The sequence below is a fragment of the Bacillus sp. MMSF_3353 genome, assembly GCF_030733445.1.
Taxonomy (GTDB): domain Bacteria; phylum Bacillota; class Bacilli; order Bacillales; family Bacillaceae_G; genus Bacillus_A; species Bacillus_A wiedmannii.
On sequence record NZ_JASHJA010000003.1, the window covers coordinates 377,394 to 401,150 of the forward strand.

24 protein-coding genes are annotated in these 23,757 nt (G+C 36.0%); 11 read left to right on the plus strand and 13 right to left on the minus strand.

What is annotated here, in order from left to right; genetic code table 11:
- Positions 1-183 precede the first annotated feature (183 nt).
- Complete coding sequence (locus tag RBB48_RS10005) at positions 184-1,830, plus strand: peptide ABC transporter substrate-binding protein (protein ID WP_088062468.1); 1,647 nt, start codon at positions 184-186, stop codon at positions 1,828-1,830.
- A gap of 30 nt (positions 1,831-1,860) precedes the next feature.
- Here the strand turns inward: RBB48_RS10005 and RBB48_RS10010 are convergent, their stop codons facing one another.
- Complete coding sequence (locus RBB48_RS10010; RefSeq protein ID WP_000559978.1) at positions 1,861-2,064, minus strand: hypothetical protein; 204 nt, start codon at positions 2,062-2,064, stop codon at positions 1,861-1,863.
- Positions 2,065-2,658: 594 nt separating this feature from the next.
- Between RBB48_RS10010 and spx the strand changes: the two genes are divergently transcribed.
- Positions 2,659-3,054 carry a transcriptional regulator Spx gene (gene spx / locus RBB48_RS10015; RefSeq protein ID WP_000258267.1) on the plus strand — a complete coding sequence of 132 codons (396 nt, stop codon included), beginning with the start codon at positions 2,659-2,661 and terminating at the stop codon, positions 3,052-3,054.
- 49 nt (positions 3,055-3,103) lie between these two features.
- On the opposite strand, the gene RBB48_RS10020 is transcribed toward spx, so the two are convergent.
- Complete coding sequence (locus RBB48_RS10020) at positions 3,104-3,778, minus strand: TerC family protein (protein WP_060489329.1); 675 nt, start codon at positions 3,776-3,778, stop codon at positions 3,104-3,106.
- Positions 3,779-4,120: 342 nt separating this feature from the next.
- Between RBB48_RS10020 and mecA the strand changes: the two genes are divergently transcribed.
- The 4 genes from mecA to pepF all read left to right on the plus strand — a co-directional run bounded on the left by mecA (position 4,121) and on the right by pepF (position 9,623).
- Entirely contained in the window at positions 4,121-4,804 is a 684-nt protein-coding gene (mecA, locus tag RBB48_RS10025) for an adaptor protein MecA (RefSeq protein WP_000350711.1), read from the plus strand.
- A 72-nt stretch (positions 4,805-4,876) separates the two neighbouring features.
- Positions 4,877-6,421, plus strand: a complete 1,545-nt coding sequence (locus tag RBB48_RS10030; protein ID WP_000799209.1) for a cardiolipin synthase — start codon at positions 4,877-4,879, stop codon at positions 6,419-6,421.
- Positions 6,422-6,501: 80 nt separating this feature from the next.
- Positions 6,502-7,746, plus strand: a complete 1,245-nt coding sequence (locus tag RBB48_RS10035) for a competence protein CoiA (protein ID WP_088608372.1) — start codon at positions 6,502-6,504, stop codon at positions 7,744-7,746.
- Between the two features lie 50 nt (positions 7,747-7,796).
- The gene (gene pepF, locus RBB48_RS10040) at positions 7,797-9,623 is read left to right on the plus strand and encodes an oligoendopeptidase F (RefSeq protein WP_087984733.1); all 1,827 of its coding nucleotides are present in this window, start codon (positions 7,797-7,799) and stop codon (positions 9,621-9,623) included.
- A gap of 128 nt (positions 9,624-9,751) precedes the next feature.
- On the opposite strand, the gene RBB48_RS10045 is transcribed toward pepF, so the two are convergent.
- From RBB48_RS10045 to RBB48_RS10060, 4 genes are all read right to left on the minus strand, one after another.
- Positions 9,752-9,925 carry a hypothetical protein gene (locus RBB48_RS10045; RefSeq protein WP_087984734.1) on the minus strand — a complete coding sequence of 58 codons (174 nt, stop codon included), beginning with the start codon at positions 9,923-9,925 and terminating at the stop codon, positions 9,752-9,754.
- Between the two features lie 230 nt (positions 9,926-10,155).
- Positions 10,156-11,049 (minus strand): ClpXP adapter SpxH family protein, encoded by an 894-nt coding sequence (locus tag RBB48_RS10050; RefSeq protein WP_097890461.1) that lies wholly within the window; start codon positions 11,047-11,049, stop codon positions 10,156-10,158.
- On the minus strand, positions 11,049-11,447 hold the full coding sequence (locus RBB48_RS10055) for a globin domain-containing protein (protein ID WP_000043382.1): 399 nt from the start codon (positions 11,445-11,447) through the stop codon (positions 11,049-11,051). The genes RBB48_RS10050 and RBB48_RS10055 overlap by 1 nt, the downstream gene beginning before the upstream one ends.
- A gap of 180 nt (positions 11,448-11,627) precedes the next feature.
- Positions 11,628-12,206: a CYTH domain-containing protein gene (locus tag RBB48_RS10060; protein ID WP_306007600.1), complete on the minus strand. Its 579-nt coding sequence runs from the start codon at positions 12,204-12,206 to the stop codon at positions 11,628-11,630.
- A gap of 146 nt (positions 12,207-12,352) precedes the next feature.
- Here RBB48_RS10060 and RBB48_RS10065 point away from each other — a divergent pair, with 146 nt between their 5' ends.
- Genes RBB48_RS10065 through RBB48_RS10080 form a run of 4 tightly spaced genes read left to right on the plus strand, consistent with a single transcriptional unit; the run spans position 12,353 to position 15,118 of the window.
- Positions 12,353-12,724, plus strand: a complete 372-nt coding sequence (locus RBB48_RS10065; RefSeq protein WP_001179996.1) for a UPF0738 family protein — start codon at positions 12,353-12,355, stop codon at positions 12,722-12,724.
- Positions 12,725-12,754: 30 nt separating this feature from the next.
- Positions 12,755-13,393 carry a GTP diphosphokinase gene (gene yjbM / locus RBB48_RS10070; protein WP_001081480.1) on the plus strand — a complete coding sequence of 213 codons (639 nt, stop codon included), beginning with the start codon at positions 12,755-12,757 and terminating at the stop codon, positions 13,391-13,393.
- Positions 13,394-13,411: 18 nt separating this feature from the next.
- Positions 13,412-14,209: an NAD kinase gene (locus RBB48_RS10075; protein WP_000673190.1), complete on the plus strand. Its 798-nt coding sequence runs from the start codon at positions 13,412-13,414 to the stop codon at positions 14,207-14,209.
- Between the two features lie 15 nt (positions 14,210-14,224).
- On the plus strand, positions 14,225-15,118 hold the full coding sequence (locus RBB48_RS10080; RefSeq protein WP_097890457.1) for an RluA family pseudouridine synthase: 894 nt from the start codon (positions 14,225-14,227) through the stop codon (positions 15,116-15,118).
- Between the two features lie 48 nt (positions 15,119-15,166).
- On the opposite strand, the gene RBB48_RS10085 is transcribed toward RBB48_RS10080, so the two are convergent.
- The 7 genes from RBB48_RS10085 to RBB48_RS10115 all read right to left on the minus strand — a co-directional run bounded on the left by RBB48_RS10085 (position 15,167) and on the right by RBB48_RS10115 (position 22,494).
- Positions 15,167-16,555, minus strand: a complete 1,389-nt coding sequence (locus RBB48_RS10085; protein ID WP_088121626.1) for a peptidase G2 autoproteolytic cleavage domain-containing protein — start codon at positions 16,553-16,555, stop codon at positions 15,167-15,169.
- Positions 16,556-16,710: 155 nt separating this feature from the next.
- Complete coding sequence (gene prpE / locus RBB48_RS10090; protein ID WP_088062473.1) at positions 16,711-17,451, minus strand: bis(5'-nucleosyl)-tetraphosphatase PrpE; 741 nt, start codon at positions 17,449-17,451, stop codon at positions 16,711-16,713.
- Positions 17,452-17,525: 74 nt separating this feature from the next.
- Positions 17,526-18,686, minus strand: a complete 1,161-nt coding sequence (locus RBB48_RS10095; protein WP_088062475.1) for an FtsW/RodA/SpoVE family cell cycle protein — start codon at positions 18,684-18,686, stop codon at positions 17,526-17,528.
- Positions 18,687-18,832: 146 nt separating this feature from the next.
- The gene (locus tag RBB48_RS10100) at positions 18,833-19,768 is read right to left on the minus strand and encodes a glycosyltransferase family 2 protein (RefSeq protein ID WP_097890453.1); all 936 of its coding nucleotides are present in this window, start codon (positions 19,766-19,768) and stop codon (positions 18,833-18,835) included.
- A gap of 6 nt (positions 19,769-19,774) precedes the next feature.
- The gene (locus RBB48_RS10105; protein WP_088121629.1) at positions 19,775-20,533 is read right to left on the minus strand and encodes a class I SAM-dependent methyltransferase; all 759 of its coding nucleotides are present in this window, start codon (positions 20,531-20,533) and stop codon (positions 19,775-19,777) included.
- Between the two features lie 141 nt (positions 20,534-20,674).
- Positions 20,675-21,520, minus strand: coding sequence for a TylF/MycF family methyltransferase (locus RBB48_RS10110; RefSeq protein WP_088062481.1), 846 nt, complete (start codon positions 21,518-21,520; stop codon positions 20,675-20,677).
- A 122-nt stretch (positions 21,521-21,642) separates the two neighbouring features.
- Positions 21,643-22,494 carry a BclA C-terminal domain-containing protein gene (locus RBB48_RS10115; protein WP_088608368.1) on the minus strand — a complete coding sequence of 284 codons (852 nt, stop codon included), beginning with the start codon at positions 22,492-22,494 and terminating at the stop codon, positions 21,643-21,645.
- Between the two features lie 165 nt (positions 22,495-22,659).
- Here RBB48_RS10115 and RBB48_RS10120 point away from each other — a divergent pair, with 165 nt between their 5' ends.
- Positions 22,660-23,757, plus strand: a complete 1,098-nt coding sequence (locus RBB48_RS10120) for a glycosyltransferase (RefSeq protein WP_088062484.1) — start codon at positions 22,660-22,662, stop codon at positions 23,755-23,757.

Here is a 23,757-nt window from a genome sequence, read left to right on the forward strand (position 1 = left end):
GTAAGGATAATCAGCAATATGAAACGTTTACAAAGGTTTATTTTTTAACAGAAAATTTTAATAAAATAGAAATATAAATATACAAAAAATATATTTGTGTGTATAATATGAATTGTTAGAACATATATATATTTCTTTTTGTTTGAAAATGAAAGGGCTAACATTTTTGTGGAGGGTGGAAGTATGAAAAAAAAGATGCCAGTTTTTGTAGTATCAACAGTAGCGATGAGCATGATGTTAGGGGCATGTAGCTACCAAAAAGATGAACCGCAAGCGAACGCAAAAGGGGATAGCGGGAAAAGCGGTGCGAAGCAAGTTATTAATCTAATTGAAACGCAAGAAATTCCAACGATGGATCCAGCGTTATCAGCTGATGCGGTTTCTTCAAGAGTAATGACTAATACGATGGAAGGCTTATACAGTTTAGGAAAAGATGATAAGCTAGTTCCTGGTGTAGCGAAGGAATTCCAAAAGTCAGAAGACGGTAAAAAATATACATTTAAATTACGTGAAGACGCAAAATGGTCAAATGGTGAGCCTGTGACGGCGAAAGATTTCGTATACGCATGGCAAAGAGCAATTAACCCAGATACAGCTGCGAAATCAGCGTACATTATGTATGATATAAAAAATGCAGAGAAAATTAATAAAAAAGAGATGAGTCCGGATCAATTAGGTGTAAAAGCGATTGATGATCATACATTAGAAGTGGAATTAGACAATTCAATTCCATACCTTGTAGATTTAATGGTATATCCAATCTTCTATCCTGTGAATGAAAAGTTTGTAAAAGAACAAGGTACGAAGTTTGGTTTGGAAGCGAATACAACACTTTATAACGGACCATTTACATTAAGTGATTGGCAACATGAACGTAGCTTTAAAATGACAAAGAGCGCGTCATATTGGGACAATAAAGAAGTGAAGATTGAGGAAGTAAACTTTAATATTGTTAAAGATACGTCTACACCAATTAATTTATATGAAACAAACGCAGTCGATCGAGCGACGTTATTAGCGGAGTTCATCGATAAATATAAAGGAAAACCAGATTTCCAAACAGTAGAAGATACATCTGTATTCTTCCTTCGTTTAAATCAAAAAGATCCAGCGTTAGCAAATAAAAATATTCGTAAAGCAATTTCACTTGCTTTTGAACGTAAACCGTTCGTTGATACATTATTAAATAACGGTTCTAAGCCAGCGACAGGATTAATTCCTGATAATTTCATTAAAGGGCCGGATAAAAAAGACTTCCGTGCTGTAAATGGAGATATTGTAAAACCAAACGTGAAAGAAGCGAAGAAATATTGGGAAGCTGGTAAAAAAGAGCTTGGTAAAAATGAAATTGAATTAGAGCTATTAAATGAAGATGTTGAATTATCGAAGAAAACAGGTGAATATTTAAAAGGTGAGTTAGAAAAGAATTTACCAGGTTTAACAGTGAAAATTAAACAACAACCATTTGCGCAAAAACTAAAACTAGAAGATGCAGGCGATTTTGTCATGTCATTCTCTGGATGGAGTGCAGACTTCCCAGATCCAGTTACATACCTTGATATGTTTGTGACGGACGGATCGCAAAATAAAATGAAATACTCTAATCCGAAATATGATGAAATTATCATGAAAGCGAAGAAAGATGGAAGTGATGTAAATGCCCGTTGGAAAAACTTACTAGAAGCAGAGAAAATGTTACTTGATGACGCTGCGATTGTTCCAGTATATCAACGTGGTAGAGCATATATACAAAGAGAATCAATTAAAAATATGTACAACCATAAATATGGCGGTGATTTAAGCTTTAAATGGGCGTCAGTAGAGAAATAAGAAAAAAGCAGGTGATTGCCTGCTTTTTTTTTAATACGTACGTTTCTTATAAATACCTTTCCCGCCAACTTGGTTCCAGCCGGATTGTACATCCAAACTTTTATTAACAAACTTCATCTTTTCTTTACCGCCAAAGAGTTTTTCACCAATGCTATTTGTAATGACACCAATCAATGCTGTGATTCCGATGATGAGGGCAGCAACAGTGACAAAATCAATAAAAAAAGCAATCATTTGCAAATTCCCCCTTTGCCTGTCTGTATGTTTATTGTATGAGATAAAAGATAAAAAAGAAAGAAATGTCAGAAAAATAATTGATTTATTTTAGAAATCGTATAGACATGGATGAGGATGTTTGTTAAAATGAGAACAAATGTTCCTTTCGATTCTCACTTGTATAGTCTTACATTTCTTAATTGATTTATGAAGAAAAGGTAAGAAAACGTTCTCTTTTTCATAGAGAAGATTATGGGGAAATAACTGTATATCACATGAAAAATCTATGACAAGCCAGTATTAAGAGGGTTGAAGGTTATTGTTAAATTACAGCTGAAGTGAGTGTGATCATGTTACATAGCAGTGGAATACACGGAAGAGTTTTCTCAATTAGAAGGAAATTTACTGTATATTTCTTGCAAAATCTATTGTATAATGATTATAGAAGTTACTTATTAAAAGTAATTGTTGTTTGCTCAAAGTTGTTGCTTACATGAAATGAGATTTTTTGCACTTTGTTATAAGACAAGGTATCGTAAAAAATTGCTGAATTTAGAAATTTAAACTGTAATTAGTACAGAATTTGTACTCTTTAAGGAGAGTGAGCTTTGTATGGTAACATTATATAGTTCTCCAAGCTGTACGTCTTGTAGAAAGGCGAAATTATGGCTAGAGGAAAATCATATTCCTTATACAGAACGTAATATTTTCTCAGATCCATTAACGATTGAGGAAATTAAAGAGATTTTACGTATGACAGAAAGCGGAACGGATGAGATTATTTCTACTCGTTCGAAAGTTTTCCAAGAATTAAATGTAAACTTAGAATCTTTACCACTTCAAGATTTATATAAGATGATTCGTGACTATCCAGGGATTTTACGTCGTCCAATTATGATTGACGAGAAGCGCCTTCAAGTAGGTTACAATGAAGACGAAATCCGCCGTTTCTTACCACGTACAGTAAGAACGTTTCAATTACGTGAAGCACAGCGTCTTGTAAATTAATTATAATAATATGAAAACCTTCTACCTATTATATAGTAGAAGGTTTTTTTTAATGTTTCACATTTCGTAATCGAACTTGTTGCACGATAATACCGATGCATAGAACAGTGAAAATGAATAAGAAAGGCATGTTTGTGGTGAAATTTGGATTATTATGAAAGAACGTTGCAAGCCTGTCTTCATGTGTAACCATTTTTCCTGCTGTATAGGCGAGAATCGCTGCTCCGCAATAAATGAGGAATGGAAAGCGTTCCATAAGTATTAAAATAAGTTTGCTGCCCCAAATAATAATCGGGATAGAAATGAGTAAGCCGATTATTACGAGTAAAAATCTTCCGTGAGCTGCACCTGCAATGGCAATAACGTTGTCAAACCCCATAACGAGATCTGCGAATACAATTGTACGCACAGCTTGAAATAAAGTTGTTTTCCCCTGAATAGCAGAAAGATCGTTGCTATTATCAGTTAGTAAATTTACTGCAATTAATGTAAGTAAAACGCCCCCGATAAGTTGTAGAAATGGAATGTCGAGTAAATAGACAGCTAGTATAGTAAGGATAATTCTTAGAACGATTGCTAAAAGAGTACCAATCAAAATGGCTTTATTTCGTTTCGATTCAGGTAAATTTCGGCTAGCTAGTGCGATGACGATTGCGTTGTCACCACCTAATACAACATCGATACCGACAATCATTAGTACAGATGTTAAAAACTCTAAGTCCATTCGTCTGCCTCCATTTATAATGTTTTAATAAGCGAACTGTATGTATGTGGTGAAGAGAGAGACTAAATCACCTTCTCTAATAAAAGTTTCACTTTATTACAGTGTACGGGGGAGGGTGGAAATGTATGTCCAAATTTTTCATGAGTGAGAAATCGCTATAATGATATATTTGTGTAGATGGTCGAATAAAGATAGGCATATAACTATTTTTGTAAAATAAATCGATTTTATTTCCATTCTGGAGAATCTTATCATAAAATGAGAGTACAAGAATCTATTGATTTGTCATATGAGTGGGGAATCCCTTCATAACAATTCTAAGCAGGAAGGGAGAGTTGTATTTTGGATATTGAAAGAATTAATGACCATACGATGAAATTTTTTATTACGTACATTGATATAGAGGATAGAGGGTTTAATCGTGAAGAAATTTGGTATGACCGCGAACGAAGTGAAGAGCTCTTTTGGGAGATGATGGACGAAGCTCGTGATCATGATGATTTCTTTATTGATGGACCGTTATGGATTCAAGTGCAAGCAGTCGATAAAGGGATTGAAGTACTTGTAACGAAAGCAGAGCTTTCAAAGGATGGACAAAAGCTAGAACTACCAATAGGTGTAGATAAAATTATAGACATTCCTCTAGATGAAGGCATTGAATCATTATTCCAGCAAGAATTAGTGGAAGAGGTAGAGGAACAAGCAGGAACAAACTTTAACGAAGATGGTACGTTTGGATTTTTAATTAAATTTAATGATTTTGAAGATGTCATTTCATTAAGCCACCGTCTTATCTTTGAAGATATAAAAGATGAGCTGTATTCATTTGAGAACCGCTATTATGTATATGTGGAATTCGATGAAGTGCTACATGATGAAGAAGAAATTGATCGTATTTTAAGTATTGTTTTAGAATACGGAGAAGAATCAACTTTAACAATTCATCGTGTAAGTGAGTATGGGAAACAAATTGTGAAAGAGCATGCGCTTGAAACAATTCGCAATAATTTTCCTGCTAAAACGTAGGCCGATTTCTGTAGTATGAAATCGGCTTTTTATATGAAGAATAGGAAAGCTTTCTTAGTAAGGAGGTAAGAGATGAAAAATACGTTAAAGTTGATTTTCTTTGTTTTACTATTGTTCGCGTTATTTGTTTCGTTACGTATGTTTATTGATGTAGCATTTTATTCGGATGTAATTGGTATAAAAGATGTTTCGATTTTAGGTATTATTAGTATTTTATTTACGGTATCTGCATTTTTAATTGGCTGCGTTATTTTCTTAGAGAACCGTCATCCGTCTAAAACACTTACATGGCTCATTGTGTTAGGTATTTTTCCGGTATTTGGATTCTTCGCTTATTTATTATTTGGACAGAACTTTCGGAGGAAGAGAATGTTCCAAAAGAAGGCGTTGCTCGATGAACAAGCATTTTTACAATATAAAGGGCATGAAGATTACGAAGAACGGATTTTACGCAATCATAAGCACCAAGAGCTGTTATTTCGTTTAGCGGACCGCTTAGGCGCTTTAAATATTTCATTTCAAACTGAAACGAGAACATTAACAAATGGAGATGAAACGTTTCAGGCCATTTTAGATGGATTAAAACGAGCGAAACACCACATTCATATGGAATATTACATTGTGCGTGATGATAAGCTTGGAACAGAAATTAAAGATATTTTAATACAGAAATCAAAAGAAGGTGTTGTCGTTCGTTTTTTATATGATGCGGTTGGAAGTTTTAGATTATCGAATTCATATATTGAAGAATTGAATGATGCAGGAGTAGAAATGATTCCGTTTTTCCCTGTGCGCTTTCCGATTTTAAACGATAAGATTAATTATCGAAACCACCGGAAAATCGTTATTATTGATGGAAATGAAGGATTTGTCGGTGGATTAAATATTGGTGATGAATATTTAGGGAAGGATAAATATTTCGGTTTTTGGCGAGACACGCATTTATATTTGCGTGGTGAAGCTGTTCAAAGCTTGCAACTTATTTTCCTTCAAGATTGGTTTTATATGACTGGTGAGGCTGTGTTGGCCCCTGAATATTTACAAGCGAAAGCAGTTGAGGGTGATCATTGGGGAGGCGTACAGCTCGTTGCAGGTGGACCAGATAATAAATGGGAAACAATTAAACATTTATACTTTGCCATGATTTCATCTGCACGGAAATCAATTTGGATTGCGACGCCGTATTTCATTCCAGATGATGATATTTTATCCGCATTAAAGGTAGCTGCACTTGCTGGTATTGATGTCCGTTTGTTAATGCCGAGTAAGCCTGATAAGCGCACCGTCTTTTACGCATCGAGATCGTACTTCCCAGAGCTTTTAGATGCAGGGGTAAAGATATATGAATACGAAAAAGGCTTTCTTCATAGTAAAGTTGTCATTGTCGATTCTGATTTAGCTTCAATTGGGACTGCTAATATGGATATGAGAAGTTTTCATTTGAACTTTGAAGTAAATGCCTTTTTATATGATACAGACAGCATTCGAAAACTTGTTCAAGATTATAAAGAGGATATAGAAGAATCAAGTGAAATTCATGTCGATCGTTTTCATAAAAGGCGTCTTCATAGACGAATTGTTGAATCGACGTATCGATTATTATCACCTTTATTATAAAAAGAGATGTCCGAAATTGGGACATCTCTTTTTTAAAAGGAATTTGTAATAAATTGTAGAATATAAGGAGCTGAAAGGGTGTGATTCCGATGTTTATCGCCAAAAGAGAAAACGGAGAAAAAATCCATCTACTCTATCATCATGATGAAGAGCTTTTACATCGTATGCGTAAAAAGGAAAGCTTCTTTTGCATAGCTTGCGGGAAGGAAGTGCAAATGAAATTAGGGAAACAAAAAAGTTGGCATTTTGCTCATAAGAAAATGGACGCGTGTCTTGCCTTTTATGAAGCAGAATCTATGTATCATATGCACGGTAAAGAATTGTTATATAGGTGGTTCAAACGTCAAAACTTTCCTGTGTATATAGAGCACTATCTTCCAGAAATTCAGCAACGACCAGATATTTTCATAGAGAGAGCAGGGAGAACAATTGCGATTGAATACCAATGCGCCAATCTCTCTATAGAGCAGCTGTACAAACGAACCTATTCGTATTGGCGAGCGGGTATACAGGTCATTTGGATCATTGGTGGAAATCAATTGAAAAGGCAATCAGCATATTGGATGAAATTCTCCTCACTTATGGCTTTCTCCTTACAATCTTATCCTCAGCCATTTCTTATTTTCTTCTGTTCGAAACAAAAATCATTTATGAAATGCGCGTTTCTCACTTCATTTTCTACAAGCGTCTCTTTCTCACATATTATCTATTTACCAACTGAAACGACTACTTTTGAAATGCTCTTTTCTCCCGTCTCTTTCCGAAAAGAAACATTAGGTGAGGAATGGAAAAAGCGAAAGAGCTATTTTCGGCAAAATGCTCTGCCGATTTGGAATTACAATCATAAGTCACTATTACGCCTTTTATATCAATGTAAATGTACCCCAGCAAATTTTCCTTCTGAAATCGGTGTGCCACTCCCGTCCTCATTTGCTTTTCAAACAAATCCATTTATATGGCAAGCTTTTCTATATATAAAATGTATAGGTGAGCTTACGGTAGGGGAATGTATTTCCCTTCGATATGTATGTAGTTATGTGAAAACGTATACGAAAAGGCGCATGCTCCCGTACTTTTCACGGCATATATGGAAAGTAGCAGTTGCTGAATATATAACATTTTTATGTTATGTAGGTGTATTGCAGAAAGTAGGGACTTATAAGTACCGGAAAAAAAGAGAAGTAGTTATGTTAAAAACAGAGGAGGAAGTTATAAAATATGATGAAATTTGCTTAACGTATGCCTTATCTTTATTTGAGGCAAAGTACAACATGAGAGAAGGAAAAGGGGATATAATAAAGACTGATCGTGAAGGAATTACATAAGAAAAATCGAATTGTATGTAAGTAGAGATATTTAAAGGAGGGCTTAAAGGATGTCTGAACAAAACACAGCAAAAACATTACCAGATCGCAAAGAGATTGAAGAATCAAGTACGTGGCGACTAGAAGATATTTTCCAAACAGATGCAGAATGGGAAAAAGAATTCCAAGCCATTAAAGAGCTATTACCGAAGTTAACTGAATTTAAAGGGAAACTTGGTGACTCTGCGAACAATTTACTTGAAGCATTGCAATATGAAGACGAAATTTCAATGCGATTAGGTAAGCTATATACATATGCGCATATGCGTTACGATCAAGATACAACAAACTCTGTGTATCAAGCATTAAATGACCGCGCAACAAATTTATATTCACAAGTATCTAGTAGCACAGCATATATTGTGCCTGAGATTTTATCGATTTCAGAAGATACACTGCAAACATTCTTGACAGAAAATAGAGACTTAAGTGTATATGAACATGCATTAGAAGAAATTACGCGTCAACGCCCGCATGTATTATCTGAAGCGGAAGAGGCTCTATTAGCAGAAGCATCTGAAGTAATGAGTGCGTCAAGTAATACATTTGGTATGTTGAATAATGCGGATTTGAAATTCCCATCTATTAAAGGTGAGGATGGAGAAGAAGTGGAAATTACACATGGTCGTTACATTCAGTTTTTAGAAAGTGATGATCGTCGTGTGCGCGAAGATGCATTCAAAGCTGTATATGAAACGTACGGGAAATATAAGAACACATTTGCAAGCACGTTAAGCGGAGCTGTGAAACGTAATAATTTCAATGCGCGTGTTCGTAAATACGATTCTGCACGTCAAGCGGCATTAAGTAATAATAATATTCCTGAAGCGGTGTATGATCAACTTGTTGAATCTGTAAATGATAATTTACACTTGCTACATCGTTACATTGATATTCGTAAGCGTGCACTAGGACTTGATGAGCTTCATATGTATGATTTATATACACCACTTGTACCAGAAGTGAAAATGAACGTGAAGTATGAAGAAGCACAAGACATGTTATTAAAGTCTTTAAACGTACTTGGTGATGAGTATGTTGACATTTTAAAAGAAGCATATGAAAATCGCTGGGTAGATGTGTATGAGAATAAAGGAAAGCGAAGCGGAGCATATTCATCTGGTGCATATGGAACAAATCCGTATATTTTAATGAACTGGCATGATAATGTAAATAATTTATATACACTTGCTCATGAGTTCGGTCATTCCGTGCATAGTTACTATACAAGAAAGACGCAGCCGCACGTATACGGTGATTATTCAATCTTCGTTGCGGAAGTAGCATCAACTTGTAATGAAGCACTTCTAAACGATTATTTATTAAAAACGACAGAAGATAAGAAAGAGCGTCTATACTTATTAAATCATTATTTAGAAGGATTCCGTGGTACTGTATTCCGTCAAACGATGTTCGCAGAGTTTGAGCATATTATTCATAAGAAAGTACAAGAAGGACATGCGGTTACGCCAGACATGTTAACGAAGATCTACTATGATTTAAATAAGAAATATTTCGGTGATGCTTTAGTAATCGATGAAGAAATTGGTTTAGAGTGGTCGCGTATTCCGCACTTCTACTACAACTATTACGTATACCAATACGCAACAGGATTTAGTGCAGCAACGGCTTTATCTAAACAAATTTTAGAAGAGGGGCAACCAGCAGTAGAACGTTACATTAATGAGTTCTTAAAAGCAGGAAGCTCAGATTATCCAATTGAAGTGCTGAAAAAAGCTGGAGTAGATATGGCATCTCCAGAACCGGTAAAAGAAGCGCTACAAGTATTTGAAGAGAAATTAAATGAATTAGAAGCATTATTATTTGAAGAGAAGTAATTGTAAAGACGAGGAATTTACCTCGTCTTTTTTGTTTTAAATATTTTTGTCGATATTTGTCGAATGAATAAGGTGAATTTCTTTCTTTTTTCTAAATTAGAAGGCAGTTTTACAGGTGATTTTTGTAGTTAAAACCTTTTAAATCGTTTTTTATGGTTGAAATAAGAGAGAGCGATGACAATGACTCCAAATAAAAGAGGGAAGGCAATAATTTTAGGAAAAGCTTGTAGTAGAGAGAGGATGTACAAGAAAAAAGAAACGATGACAGCTAGTAAGATAAGTAAAATATACGTTTTTTTCATACGGAACACCTCCAAAATAGCTTTTTTATAGCTTATTCAGAAATGAAAACGTTTAGAATGTGACAAAAGTGTGAAATTCGACAAAAGGGGTTGTCATCTGACGTCGAATCTTGTAATATAATAAGCGTGAACGAATTCACATACAAACATATACCCCTTTGTTTGAACGTGAAAATTTCTCCCATCCCCTTTAATATTTTTATAAGCCGTAAAGAAAAAGACCTGGTGTTTTACACCAGGTCTTTTTCTTTTGCTATCCATTTCCAATAACGTTCACATTTTACGTCAATCATTTGTACTTTTCGTTTTAGTTGTAATTTTTTCAGTTCACGCTCGATCTCTTGCTGCGAGCAGTCATATATAAATGCTACTTCTTTTGAAGATATAAATTGCGTTGCTTCTAGTAACACTTCTAAAGGTGGTAATGGTTCTGACTCAATGTCACATTTTACAAGTTCTTTCAATAATTGTACGTATACGTCGTAGGAATAAGTTCCAGCGATTTTAATACCTTCTTCATCTGAATTCGCATGAAAGAATACGAGAGAAGGTATTTCTGTAATGTGCATCTCATTTGTAAATTTTAAGTCACATTGGAAAGCTTTTTTTGCGCTAGCGGAATGTAGGTCTTTTTTAAATTCTTCTACATCAATATCGCTATCTCTTGCACATGCAAGTAATAATTCGCAGTCAGGATTTGATACATTTTCAAGGAAAATGTATTCTTGGAGTTTTCGCAAAAACTTCGAACCTGCTTTTCGGCCCTGTAACTCCGCTGCCTTAATTGCCATCGAAACTAAATATGGTGTTGACGATGCTTCTTGCATATGTACCTTTCCATCACATGAAAAACCTTGTAAACTTGTTGTCTTTTCCCACACAAATCGAATATTAGCAGGTTTATTCCATTTGTGTGAGGAAGCGTTCGTTCCATCCACTTTTCCTGTTACGATATGACGAATAGAGAAGTATTTCCCGTATTCAAGCCATAGTTTAATAATAAAGGGCTCAATTTCCCAACAATCTTTGCAAAGTGGATCAATAAATAAATATGCTTCTACAGACTTATGCTCACATGCGGAAGGAGATGGCATATTTATATGCGTTGCTTCCTGCTTATCCATTACACTTCACCTGTTTCGTTTGGAGTATTAACCATATGCTGAGCAGTTAACGCTAAACGTTCAAAAACGAACTCTCTTATATGACCGTGCACTCCTGTGTCATCCATTGCTTGCTCCATACATGATAGCCAAGCCTCTGCTCGTTTTGGAGTAATCTCAAACGGAAGATGGCGTGCTCTTAACATAGGATGACCATGTTCTTCAGTGTACAAATTAGGACCACCTAAATATTGCGTTAAAAATTGTTTCTGCTTCCTAGCGGTTTCTGTTAAATCATCCGGGAAGATGGGAGATAGGTCAGGGTGTTTACTGACATAGGAATAAAACGTGTCTACTAATATTGCAATGCATTGTTCACCGCCAATTGCTTCAAATGGTGTCATCGGTTGCTTGCTCATCCTTTATAAACTCCTTTTTCCATGAAATGTATATCTATTGTAGCAATGGAATGTTCTAGAGGGCAAATAAACAGCCTTCATAACGTTCTTTGCTTATTTTTCAAATGTAAAAGAATCTTTTCCTTTTAAAAAGTGAGATATATCCACTAGTAGAACGTATTCACTAGTGGAATTTTCACTTTAGCGTGCTTTGTTTTGTTTGGCAAGGAAAAAGCGTTTTACTTTATTATTTGTATGACGGATTGGTATGTCGTGCTGTTTTAATAAATGAATAAATGCAGCTTTTCCTGTTTCTTCATCTTGCACTTCAAATTCAATTTCATAATCATCGTGATTGTAATAGAAACTATGATCAAAGACAAGCGTTCCGCCTTCAAATAGTGTTTCGGCTCTTTCAGTTGTTAAACTACCCATATAAGTTAAAGTGGAAACAGGAATTTGTAATTTGTGTAGTTGATCCATTACAGCCCCTGGAATGATTCCGTTTGTTTCCATCATCATTCTTGCTTCGTCTTCTGTTACGACTTGATGCGTTTCTAACAAGCCGATTTCTGCAGGTTGTTTCAATGTTAATGTATAAGTTTCTCCTTTATGACGAATACGAAGTGCAGAGCCAGCTTCTTTTAACGAGAAGCCCGGTGTTTCAAAGTAGTGATTCACCTGTTTCGTAAATACCTCAATAGAGAATGAATCACATAATGTATCGAATTCTTCTTCTGTAACAATATTTTTAAATTCAATTTCAATTTCTTGTGTCATTGTATGCGCGCTCCTTTTAAAAAATAATTCTTTACACATTATCGCTTTTTCATAAATTTGGTTCAATGTTTTATTTGTTTGCGTCCATGTTATGATACAATAATACTGTTAAGTAAGACAGGAAGTTGAGATGGAGGAGTTAGAGCATGCAAAATAAAATTCAAGTTAAGAGCGTAGAAAAGAGAGAGAATGCGCTTATTTTTTGTGCGGAAAATAATGAAATAGAGGTAAAGGAGTTAAGTGCGCGTAATCACGTACTTGTAGACTCAGACAATTTATCATTTTTATATATTTTAGAAAACGAATCATCTTTCATTTATGTAAGTATTCCGCACACATGCTGGGAAGCAATGCATGAAGCGATGAATAACGATATAGTAATGTTCGTTCGTGTGAATGACGTTGAAATGGAATTAGAAAATTTAAAAGAAGAAGTAGAATATTTAGTTGAAAATATTGAAGGTAATGCAAATTACGGAGAAGAACTAGTAACTGCTGTAGAAAAAGTATTTCTATAAGCAAATGGATTGATTTTGGTGGTGGTTGAAATGAATCGAAATTGGGAAGAATTTTTAGCACCTTACCATCAAGCGGTGGCAGAGCTGAAAGTGAAACTAAAAGGAATGCGTACTCAATTTGCAATGTTAACAGAGCATTCTCCAATTGAGTTTGTAACAGGAAGGGTAAAGTCGGTTGCTAGTATTATTGATAAAGCGGAGAAGAGAAATGTACCGCTAGATCGGCTGAGAGAAGATATGCAAGACATCGCGGGCCTTCGAATGATGTGTCAATTTGTTGATGAGATTAAGCCTGTTGTAGAATATCTTCGAAAACGAAATGACTTTGAAATCGTGGAAGAACGTGATTATGTCACGCAAAAGAAAGATAGCGGCTATCGCTCTTATCACGTTGTCATTAGTTACCCCGTTCAAACGATTCAGGGAGAAAAAAAAGTATTGGTAGAAATCCAAATACGCACGTTAGCAATGAATTTTTGGGCAACAATTGAGCATTCTTTAAATTATAAATATAGTGGACGTTTTCCTGAAGATATTAAAATACGCTTGCAACGCGCAGCGGAAGCGGCGTTTTTATTAGATGAAGAAATGTCTTCTATTCGTCTTGAGATTCAAGAAGCGCAGAAAGCTTTTTCAAGAAAACAAGAAACGAAAGATTCCGAATCATAAACTAAAGGGTGTTGGGCGATGAAATTTACAATTATGTCAAAGGGAGATCAATCATCAGATACACTGGCAAGCACGATGAAAGAATACTTGCTAGATTTTGGATTTATAATGGATGAAAAGGAACCCGATATTGTAATTTCTGTTGGGGGAGATGGAACGCTTTTATATGCATTTCATCGTTATTATAATCGATTGGATGAAACAGCATTTGTTGGTGTACATACAGGGCATTTAGGTTTCTATGCAGATTGGTTACCGACAGAAGTAGAGAAATTAGTAATTGCAATTGCTAAAACACCATTCCAAGTGGTGGAATATCCGCTTTTAGAAGTGATTATTCGCTATGTGAATGGGAGTAAAGAGTCACAGTATTTGGCGATGAATGAAGCAACTGTTAAAAGTGCGGAAGGTACATTAGTAACAGAAGTGGAAATACGCGGAGAGTACTTTGAAACGTTCCGCGGGGATGGCCTTTGTATTTCTACTCCTTCGGGAAGTACTGCGTATAATAAGGCGCTTGGCGGAGCGATTATTCACCCTTCTATTGAAGCGATTCAAATTGCAGAAATGGCATCTATTAATAACCGTGTGTTTCGTACTGTAGGCTCGCCACTCGTATTGCCGAAGCATCATACATGTGTGTTGAAGCCGGCTGCGGGAATGAACTTACAAATTACGGTGGACCATTTAACGATGGTTCATCAAGATGTGAAATCAATCCAGTATCGCGTTGCAAACGAGAAAGTACGATTTGTTCGTTTCCGTCCGTTCCCGTTCTGGAAACGAGTTCGTGATTCGTTTGTTGCAGATAAATAGAAAGGGTTTATATATTTGAACAGATTTACATTGAAATGGGATATAGAATCGGCTGAAGAGGGAACTTTAGTTAGAGAATTTTTAAAAACAAAAGGGATTTCTAAAGCCGCCTTAACGGATATAAAATTTCGCGGCGGAGCTATTGAAGTAAATAATCAACATGCCAGTGTTCGTCATCAGTTGCAAGCTGGTGAAGAATTACGTGTCTTTTTTCCAGTGGAAGAAAGAAGTGAAGGGATGATTAAAGAAGATATCCCTTTATGTATTGTATATGAAGATGATGCGGTTCTTGTCATAAACAAAGAGGCGAACATGTCAACGATTCCGTCTAGAGAACATCCGGCAGGTAGTGTTGCGAATGCGCTCTTATCTCATTATGATAAGCAGCATCTTGCAAGTACGGTGCATATCGTAACAAGATTAGATCGTGATACTTCAGGGCTTATGCTTATTGCAAAAAATCGTTTCGTGCATCATCTTTTATCGAAACAGCATCAACAAAAAGCTGTGAAAAGAACATATGAAGCAATTGTTCACGGTGAGATGATAGAACGAGAAGGAACGATTGATGCACCGATTGGACGAAAATCGGATAGCATTATTGAGCGAACCGTTTGTGAAAATGGGCAAAGAGCAGTTACTCATTTTAGAGTGATGGATAGCGCCAATCATAAGACGCATGTATCACTTGAGCTTGAGACCGGAAGAACGCATCAAATTCGTGTACATATGGCTCATATAGGCCACCCGTTACTTGGTGATGATTTATATGGAGGAAGAAGAGGTGTGATAAAACGTCAAGCACTTCATAGTACATCTTTGACGTTTTATCATCCTATTTTAGAGAAGGAAATGTCTTTCACTACAACGATTCCAAGCGATATGGAAGAGGTATTAAGGCATACTTAAAAAGGGAACAAAATTCTTATGTAACGAAGAATTTTGTTCCCTTTTTTCTTAGCGGAATAATATTAAAATTTGATTTTCACCCGTGCGCTTTATAACGAAAAAGCCACTTTCGGATTTTGTAGCAATGCCATCGTTATTTGGACGACAATATCCATGCGTTTCGCAAGTGCCGTCATCGCGTACTAACATTTGTCCAATTAATCCGACAGGAAGCCACTCGGTACGATCTTTTCTTGCTATATATTTGCAAGTTGGATCCCATTCTGTATTTAAAAGAGGTTGTATGTCTTGCGATTCCGTACGTACATATTGGCGTTTTCCAAAGTTATCTGTTTTATAGCGTTTTTGCCAACTTAAAGCACCGCTATTTCCTATAAGGGCGGGGGTTGCACTAGATATTCCTAAAATGAATGAATCGTTTGAAGTAGCGATCCGAATTTTTTCTTCGCTACTAAATGTAACGAAATAACCTACATCAATAAAATTATTGTCTGTTGTTTCAAACATTTGTGCAAAATCAGTTCCACTTGCATTGTAAGAAGCGCCATCAATATACATTTCCCCATTATGAGCAAGCCACTTTGCACCGATATTATGATCGGTTTCATTTGTGCCGTTTGCAATAAACCAAGAATAAGATTCTTCTGCTGTGCCGAAGCGCCCCATAATATGGCTACCTGCAAAATGAGCTGTTGATGTATGATTACCTTCCGCATGAGAAGAGAATCCGTTAGCGATAGTCGCGGTTCCTTCTGCATGTGCTGCTTCGCCTAAAGCGATTGTATGTTTACCTTCCGCATGAGAATAAGAGCCACCTGCTGTCGTTTCACTTCCTTCACTATGGGAACTATGTCCAGTTGCTTTCGTTTTTGATCCTTCCGCATGAGAGAAAGAAGCTTTTGCGTGTGTAAGAAGTCCTTCTGCATGTGAAGCTGTACCCTCTGCATTAGAGTGAAGCCCCTCTGCATGTGCATATCGTCCCCCTTTTTTTACTTTTGTATTTTCAGGTGTAGGAGTTTGAATTATGATCGTTTTTTCTGTTTGTATATCATTGGATGGTGCTAATGCTTTTCTTATTTTTTTCACTTGATTTATAATAGCAGCTGGAATTTCTGATTCTGCTTTTTTATTTATTGCTACAGGGATGTCTTCTTCTGTATTTTTCTCTGTTTGCTCAGAAGGCACAACCTGTTCAGTGTGAGTAGAGAGAGGTTTATTTTTTTGCTGCATCTTTGTTTTTCTATTATCGATTATGCGGCTCATTACAGCATTTTCTAAAGAGACATATTTTGGTTTAGCTTTGTTTTTGGGGGAAGCCCCTTGTCCGTCCGGTTCTTCTAAAGCTGCAGCTCGAATGCTGCACCAGTTGTTAATTCCGTACATGGGCAGATAAAAAGGCGGGCATTTTCTTTTTTGTTTAGAAGATTTTTTCTTCATTCTGTCACCTCCTGCGACAGTATATGCCGTGTAATTAAAAAAAGATGCACTTTATTGCATCTTTTTTTAATTACTTTACCTAGTTTTTATAGGAGAGCCGCCTAAATGATACGGTAATCCTCGTAATTTGTGAATGGTATCTGAAATAAGGATAGTTATGAAATTGGGCGAAATTTCTCAGGGACAAAAGACAGGGAGGAAGGGACGGAAACGGTCTCCATCTCAGGATAACGTAGTCCGGTTAGTTTGCCACCAAATACAGCTCCAGTGTCAATATTGACTGTATGATTTACAAAGCGAGGTTCTTTAACTGGTGTATGTCCATATACAATCCAAGCTTTTCCTTTATATTCTTGTGCCCAGTCGCGACGGACAGGAGAGCCGTCAGCATGTTTTTCTCCTGTAATATCGCCATATAATACAAAGGTTTGTACTTTTTTATCTTGTCTTCCTATGTAATCTTGCCGAATTCCAGCGTGACATACAATTAACCTTTTCTCATCGAGTACGTGATATAAAGGGGATTGCTCGTAAAGGGTGATAAATTTTTCTTTTATAATGTTTTGTTTATGAGAAGGCAGTGCTTCATATTCGGCAACAGTTGTTTCGAGTCCATGAGCGATTGTCACATTACGCCCAAGGAAAAAACGGTATAGTTTATTACAGTGATTTCCCGGAGCGTAATAAGCTACTTTTTTATTTATGACAAGTTCCCATACAATTTCAATCATACGTAATGAATGAGGGCCGCGATCTGTAATATCACCAACAAAAGCAAGCTTACGTTGGTCAGGGTGAAACGGCAGGTCACTATTCCAGTTGTATCCGAGTTTCGTCGTTAAATCTTGAAACTCTTGAAAGCATCCATGAATATCCCCTATAATGTCAAATTTCATATTTAAACCTCCACCATATTTTTCATTAGTATATCTAAAAAAGGATAGAGATAAAAATATACTGTTTTTGCTCGTCATTTAAACATAAAGATTTTCGTTCTTGAGCGAACGTTTAAAACGAAGCCAATCGCTATCATGTATGTGAGTAAGGAACTTCCTCCGTAGCTCATAAGGGGTAATGTAATTCCTGTAATAGGTAGTAATCCGATGGTCATCCCGATATTTTGAAATACTTGAAAAGTAAACATTCCGATTGTACCAGCACAGATGTAACTACCGAAAGGGTCATTACTTTCTAAAGCGATATGAATCATGCGGAAAATAAGTAGGAAAAAAAGTGAAACAATGACACTTGCGCCTAAAAAGCCGAATTGCTCAGCGACATTGGTGAAAATAAAATCCGTATGTGGTTCTGGAAAGTATACTTGTCCATTTTCCCAACCTTTTCCTTGCATTTCCCCTGATCCAGTAGCTAAGAAAGCTTGTCTTAATTGATAGCCTTGCGCATCATATTTGTATGGCGCTAACCAGCCGTAGAAGCGATTTAGTTGATATTCTTGTAAAATGTGTGCTTTAAAGAATTTTGTATGAGTAAAAAAAATATACGTTAATGTAACGCCAGCTACAAAAATACCAGAAACTAATCCGAAAATAAAACGCCAACGTATACCAGAAACTAGTATCATTGCTGCGAGCATAGCTGAAATTACCATTGTGTTTCCTAAATCAGGTTCCTTTGCAATAAGTAGTAGGGGTGGCAAACTTGTTGCACATATTTTTCCGAGTAATAAAAAATCGCTGTGTATTGTTCGGAAAAAATATTTCTCATTGTGATTTGCTATAATTCGTCCGGTGACGATAATTAAAAACAATTTCATAATTTCAGAAGGCTGGAAATTTCCGATGCCTGGAAGCCTGTACCAAGCGGTCGCACCTTTTATTGTAACGGCACCTGGTACTTGAAGTTCTAGTCCAATTAGTAGTACCAATGCAAAGCTATATAAATACCAAGCAATTTTTTGATAACGATCGAAATCGATAATCATAATAAAACCGATGGCTATAAATCCAATGAAGTACCATTGGATTTGCTTTAATACAAAATTTACATTTTGCAAAAATGGTGGTAAAGAGGCTTGTGCACTTGCAATTGCAAAGCAACTAACAGTCCCAATGGCAAATAAGATGAATAGTAATACGTAGTCTATTTGATATTGAGAATTTGGATCTTTCAATGTATGTATTCCTTTCTATCGCCTAGTAAGTATATGGATCATGTCATGATAAAAATAATATACAAGCAGACTATGCATACATTTATTCCACTATTTGTGGGAAGTCATACATCACACGGAAGGAATAGTGCCTACCGTGTGATGGACTATATTTCTCGGAGTTCTTTTGTAATGATATTTAAACAATAGGAGAGACGGGCATGTGTATCGGAAGTTGGAATGAGGTTTGGGTATAGCTGATAAAAATTCACAGCATCATCGTGCCATTCGCAAGCTTTTAACAGACTCGATTTATAATGGGTGCTATCTTGTAAGAAACCATATTTTTTGGAGGTTAAAACGAGATGTAAAAAATCTTCACAGCCTTCAAGGAATTTGTAATGTACTTGCTGTCCCGTATGAAGGCGGAATGAACTTAAGGGCTCAGTTATATACATTGCATCACCTTTTGACAGTAAACTTATCCAAGAGGCCATATCAACACTACAACCATATTTTCTACCATTTAAAGTGCCGAATGGTTCTGCTAATAGATCTTTTCGAAAGAGTACAGTCGTAGGTTCACCAATAATGTTTTGTCCCAGTATAAGCATACGGTTTCCAAAAGCTTTCCCATTTAGTAGAGTATCTTCATCATATAATTTTTTCATGGAGGGATGTTGTTCAATTATATCTCCATTATCATTAATCCAAGTGCGATAGGATGTGATAAGCGCGAGATTTTTATTTAAGTCTTGTTGGAAATAAGACATCATTTTTTCGATTTTATTATTATAAAATATATCATCGTCCATTAAGAAATTTATGTACTCTCCATTTGACTGTTCTAAGAGCATAAGGGCGTTATGAAATTGTCCTAGAGTAGAAGCATTTCGAATGTACGTTATATGTTTATGCTTATGTAAATAATGTCTGTATATTAATTTTTCTGTTTCATTATTTGTGCTATCGTCTCCTACAATAATTTCAATATTTGAATATGTTTGTGCTAATGCACTTTCTAAAGCAATTTTAAAATAATGTGGTCGATTATAGGTGGGAATAAGGATGGAAACGAGAGGCGGATTTTTAATATTATTCATATACAACTACCTTTCAGAAGTTTTTTGTGTAAGAATAATATCTTGATAACTTGTGTGTTTAGTTCTGCTACACCATGAACCATAATGAGGGGGAGTCTGTACTTCTAGCCCATACTTATTTAATAGGATACGAATATCTTCTTCAGGATAGGCAACTGCGAAGTTCGGGATATCTTTATTTAGAACATAACAATTGTCAATTTGATGATAAAAACCTAACGTACTTAGTCCTGCGTTTAAGTAATAGGAAGATTCAGGATTAATTAAAAAGAAAGTAATAAAACATCTCCCATCTTTTTTTAGAACTCGTGCAATCTCGCATACGTAATGTTCTAATTCTTTCGGAAGGAGATGGGTAAATACTGACGTTAAAAAAATAAAATCAAATGATTCATCTTCATATGGAAACTTGTATTCGGAAGCATCTTCTTTTCCTTCGGGATTGTAGAATTGATTATATATATCGACATGTTCAAAATGGAAATTGTTACGGCGTGTTGAAATGTTATTTTTGCACCATGTAATTCCCGCATTGAATAAGTCAAATCCATAATAAGTACCATCATCACTTAAATAATTCATTAATGGAACCGCCATTCGGCCGATGCCGCAGCCTATATCTAACACTGTTTCATTTGATTTTAAATTTCCAAATTCAATAAAATACTGTATAAACTCTTTTCCAACTTCTTCAAAGTCACCACCTACATATTGAACGAGTTCTGGGGGTGGAATTAATGTGATTTTTTTCTCATTTTCGTTCATACATTCACTCCGTCCTTGTAGTAAAGTAAGAGATTTTTATTGCATATATAAGTTAATCATTTATAGTGAGGGGAACTTTACATGATAGGTCCTTATGAATAAGTAGTGTGATAGAACCCCTCAAAAAAATAAAATTGTATCCTATTCTTTTCGCCAATAAATACCGAAATCATCAATTTGAGTCATAGGAGCTTTTATGTTTCTTTCACTTCTGAAATCTGTTACAGCCTCTGCGCATGTTATCAATCCATAATCATCAATAATAATAAAGCCACCTGTTGAAACTTTATCGTATAAATTTACAAGACTATCCATCGTTGATTCATACATATCACCATCAAGGCGAGCAATTGCAATTTTTTCTACCGGTGCTGAAGGCAATGTATCTTTAAACCAACCCTTTAAAAATTTCACCTGATCATTTAATAAATCATATTTTCTAAAGTTTTCTTGCACTGTTTCTAAAGAAACTCGTAAGTAATCGAATGTGTGCAAATAATCACCGTAATCTTTCGGATATTGTTCTAAGTTAGGTGCGGGCAGACCTTCAAACGAATCGGCAACCCATACAGTACGATCCTTAATGTTGTTTGCTTGTAAAAACCCATTCATAAAAATGCATGATCCTCCGCGCCATACACCAGTTTCAATAAAATCGCCTTCTATATTTTCCCTGACTACAGTTTCCATCGCCTCTTGTAATTGATTCATACGTTTTCGACCAACCATACTGTGTGCAGCTCTTGGCCAATCCTTGCCACCTTGACGCTCATCGTTTGAAACATTAGGATTAACGATTTTTAAATTGTGATTTTCTATATACTGCTTAAGAAATAAAGGAAGTGGAACCGTAACTGGTTCATATGATAGTTCTTTAGATATATGTAAAGAAGCAGGTAAGTATGGTTCGTATTCTAGCCATATTTCAAATAAAATTGTTTTCTTTAATAACTCAAGATAAAGCTGGACAGCCGATTTATTTTCCATATAATTGCCTCCTGAAGAATGTCATACAACATTATGACTATGTAGAAAAGAAGGATTTAATGATTGAATTTACCAATGAAAAAGCAGTAAAACTGATATCAGTTTTACTGCTAAGGAAAAAATTAAGCGATTTTTTCAATAATAATGGATGCACTCGTACCAAGAGCTAATGATAATCCAAGTCCTGTAACAATTACTTCAACTAATGATGGAGTTGTCGTAATTTGCGTAATTGCTTGAACAACGATAGGTGCTCCAACTGAGATTAAAGTCGTTCCAGTACCAGGTACAGGTACCCCATTTACTTGGATTGTAAGTCCTCCTAATAGACTTACGGCTGCAGTATATACGATAACAGTGATTTTATAGAATCCAGTTTCACTAATTACGAAAGTATCGGCATCTAATTGAGAAATTGCTGTGCCGAACTGAGATCCAACAGTATTAAATGGTACTGGAGCATTAAGTCCAAGATCCAAAGAAATTCCACCGGAGTTAAATGCATATAATCCTGCTGGAAGTCCTAGTCCTGATGGTCCAGTCGGTCCAGTTGGCCCAGTTGGTCCAGTCGGTCCGGTAGCACCAGTTGGTCCAGTCGCGCCAGTGTCTCCAGTTGGCCCAGTCGGTCCAGTAGTACCAGTGTCTCCAGTTGGCCCAGTTGGTCCAGTAGCACCAGTGTCTCCAGTTGGCCCAGTTGGTCCAGTAGTACCAGTGTCTCCAGTTGGTCCAGTCGGTCCAGTCGGTCCAGTCGGTCCAGTTGGTCCAGTCGGTCCAGTCGGCCCAGTCGGTCCAGTCGGTCCAGTTGGTACAGTTGGCCCAGTCGGCCCAGTCGGCCCAGTCGGCCCAGTTGGTCCGGTAGGAAGGGTAAACGGTGGTATTGGTGGTAATGTTGGTCCTACAAGATTAGGGTCAAATGCACTAGCTGATAAAGATTCATCGGGATTCAATCCATCTGAATAATTATTATTTGACATAAATTCACCTCCATAAAGCGTTCATTATATAGTAGATGCAAAACCGGAAGAAAATGACACGGACATTTGAATTATTGAAAAGAAATCTTAAACTGCTTGTGTAAGTTAAAAAAGTGGAAAGTTTATTGTATGTATAACATATGATTGATTTGGAAGAGGGTGATTATGTTGAACAAGCAAGGAATCACAATTAGTTTATGTATGATTGTTCGAGATGAGGAAGATACAATAGGTCGATGTTTAGAGGCAGTAGAAAAAATTGTTGATGAAATTATTGTAGTTGATACAGGTTCCATTGATCGAACGAAAGAAATTGTAGCTCAATATACTTCCAACATATATGACTTTCCATGGATTAATGATTTTGCGGCAGCTAGAAATTTTTCTTTTTCGAAAGCAACACAAGAATATATATTATGGCTAGATGCTGATGATGTGTTATTAGAAGATGCTCAAGAGGCATTGATCCTATTAAAAAGAGAATTAGATCCTAATGTGGATGCAGTTTCGATGCCGTATCATCTTGCAATGGATTCTAACGGGAAACCTTTATATTGTACAAAAAGAAATCGACTTGTAAAGCGTGAAAAACAATTTCAATGGTTTGGAAAGGTTCATGAATATTTAGCTATTTCTGGTGAAACTTTTAGTAGTAATGTTGCTATTACACATAAAAAAGAAAAAAAGGTAACAAATCGTAATTTGAAAATTTTTCAAGATGCTGTAGCAGCTGGAGAAGAATTGAGTCCGAGAGATTTATTTTATTACGCGAATGAATCTATGGATAATCAAAAATATGATGATGCAGTTCTACTATATGAAACATTTCTTAATCAAGACGAAGGATGGTATGAAGAGAAAATTTATGCATGTGGTAAGTTAGGAGATTGCTATGCAAAGATTGGAATGTGGGAGAAAGCAGTTGAATCTTGCGTGAAGTCGTTTCGATATGATGTTCCTAGAGGAGAGAATTGTACAAGAATAGGATATATATATATGGAACAACAAAAATATAACGAAGCGATATTTTGGTTTAAACTTGCAACGGAAGTACCAATGGCGACGGAGAGTCCGTTTCATAGTCCAGCGAGCTACACATGGCTTCCCTATTTACAAATGTGTATTTGTTATAGCAAGTTAGGAGAGCAAGATAAAGCTTATTATTACAATGAACTAGCAGCTTCTTATGTTCCGAATAATGCTGCAATTGAATATAACCGCAAATATTTTCGGGGTGTTTTTGATAAACAATATAAAGTGTAA

Bases quoted from the DNA above. Each gene is read 5' to 3' on its own strand.
- RBB48_RS10050 (WP_097890461.1), bottom strand. From the start codon at position 11,049: ATGGATAAGCAGGAAGCAACGCATATAAATATGCCATCTCCTTCCGCA.
- RBB48_RS10055 (WP_000043382.1), bottom strand. From the start codon at position 11,447: ATGAGCAAGCAACCGATGACACCATTTGAAGCAATTGGCGGTGAACAA.
- RBB48_RS10005 (WP_088062468.1), top strand. From the start codon at position 184: ATGAAAAAAAAGATGCCAGTTTTTGTAGTATCAACAGTAGCGATGAGC.
- RBB48_RS10075 (WP_000673190.1), top strand. From the start codon at position 13,412: ATGAAATTTACAATTATGTCAAAGGGAGATCAATCATCAGATACACTG.
- pepF (WP_087984733.1), top strand. From the start codon at position 7,797: ATGTCTGAACAAAACACAGCAAAAACATTACCAGATCGCAAAGAGATT.
- RBB48_RS10020 (WP_060489329.1), bottom strand. From the start codon at position 3,778: ATGGACTTAGAGTTTTTAACATCTGTACTAATGATTGTCGGTATCGAT.
- RBB48_RS10110 (WP_088062481.1), bottom strand. From the start codon at position 21,520: ATGGAAAATAAATCGGCTGTCCAGCTTTATCTTGAGTTATTAAAGAAA.
- RBB48_RS10100 (WP_097890453.1), bottom strand. From the start codon at position 19,768: ATGAATAATATTAAAAATCCGCCTCTCGTTTCCATCCTTATTCCCACC.
- prpE (WP_088062473.1), bottom strand. From the start codon at position 17,451: ATGAAATTTGACATTATAGGGGATATTCATGGATGCTTTCAAGAGTTT.
- RBB48_RS10010 (WP_000559978.1), bottom strand. From the start codon at position 2,064: ATGATTGCTTTTTTTATTGATTTTGTCACTGTTGCTGCCCTCATCATC.
- RBB48_RS10115 (WP_088608368.1), bottom strand. From the start codon at position 22,494: ATGTCAAATAATAATTATTCAGATGGATTGAATCCCGATGAATCTTTA.
- RBB48_RS10085 (WP_088121626.1), bottom strand. From the start codon at position 16,555: ATGAAGAAAAAATCTTCTAAACAAAAAAGAAAATGCCCGCCTTTTTAT.
- RBB48_RS10120 (WP_088062484.1), top strand. From the start codon at position 22,660: ATGTTGAACAAGCAAGGAATCACAATTAGTTTATGTATGATTGTTCGA.
- RBB48_RS10030 (WP_000799209.1), top strand. From the start codon at position 4,877: ATGAAAAATACGTTAAAGTTGATTTTCTTTGTTTTACTATTGTTCGCG.
- RBB48_RS10060 (WP_306007600.1), bottom strand. From the start codon at position 12,206: ATGACACAAGAAATTGAAATTGAATTTAAAAATATTGTTACAGAAGAA.
- RBB48_RS10045 (WP_087984734.1), bottom strand. From the start codon at position 9,925: ATGAAAAAAACGTATATTTTACTTATCTTACTAGCTGTCATCGTTTCT.
- spx (WP_000258267.1), top strand. From the start codon at position 2,659: ATGGTAACATTATATAGTTCTCCAAGCTGTACGTCTTGTAGAAAGGCG.
- RBB48_RS10105 (WP_088121629.1), bottom strand. From the start codon at position 20,533: ATGAACGAAAATGAGAAAAAAATCACATTAATTCCACCCCCAGAACTC.
- yjbM (WP_001081480.1), top strand. From the start codon at position 12,755: ATGAATCGAAATTGGGAAGAATTTTTAGCACCTTACCATCAAGCGGTG.
- RBB48_RS10065 (WP_001179996.1), top strand. From the start codon at position 12,353: ATGCAAAATAAAATTCAAGTTAAGAGCGTAGAAAAGAGAGAGAATGCG.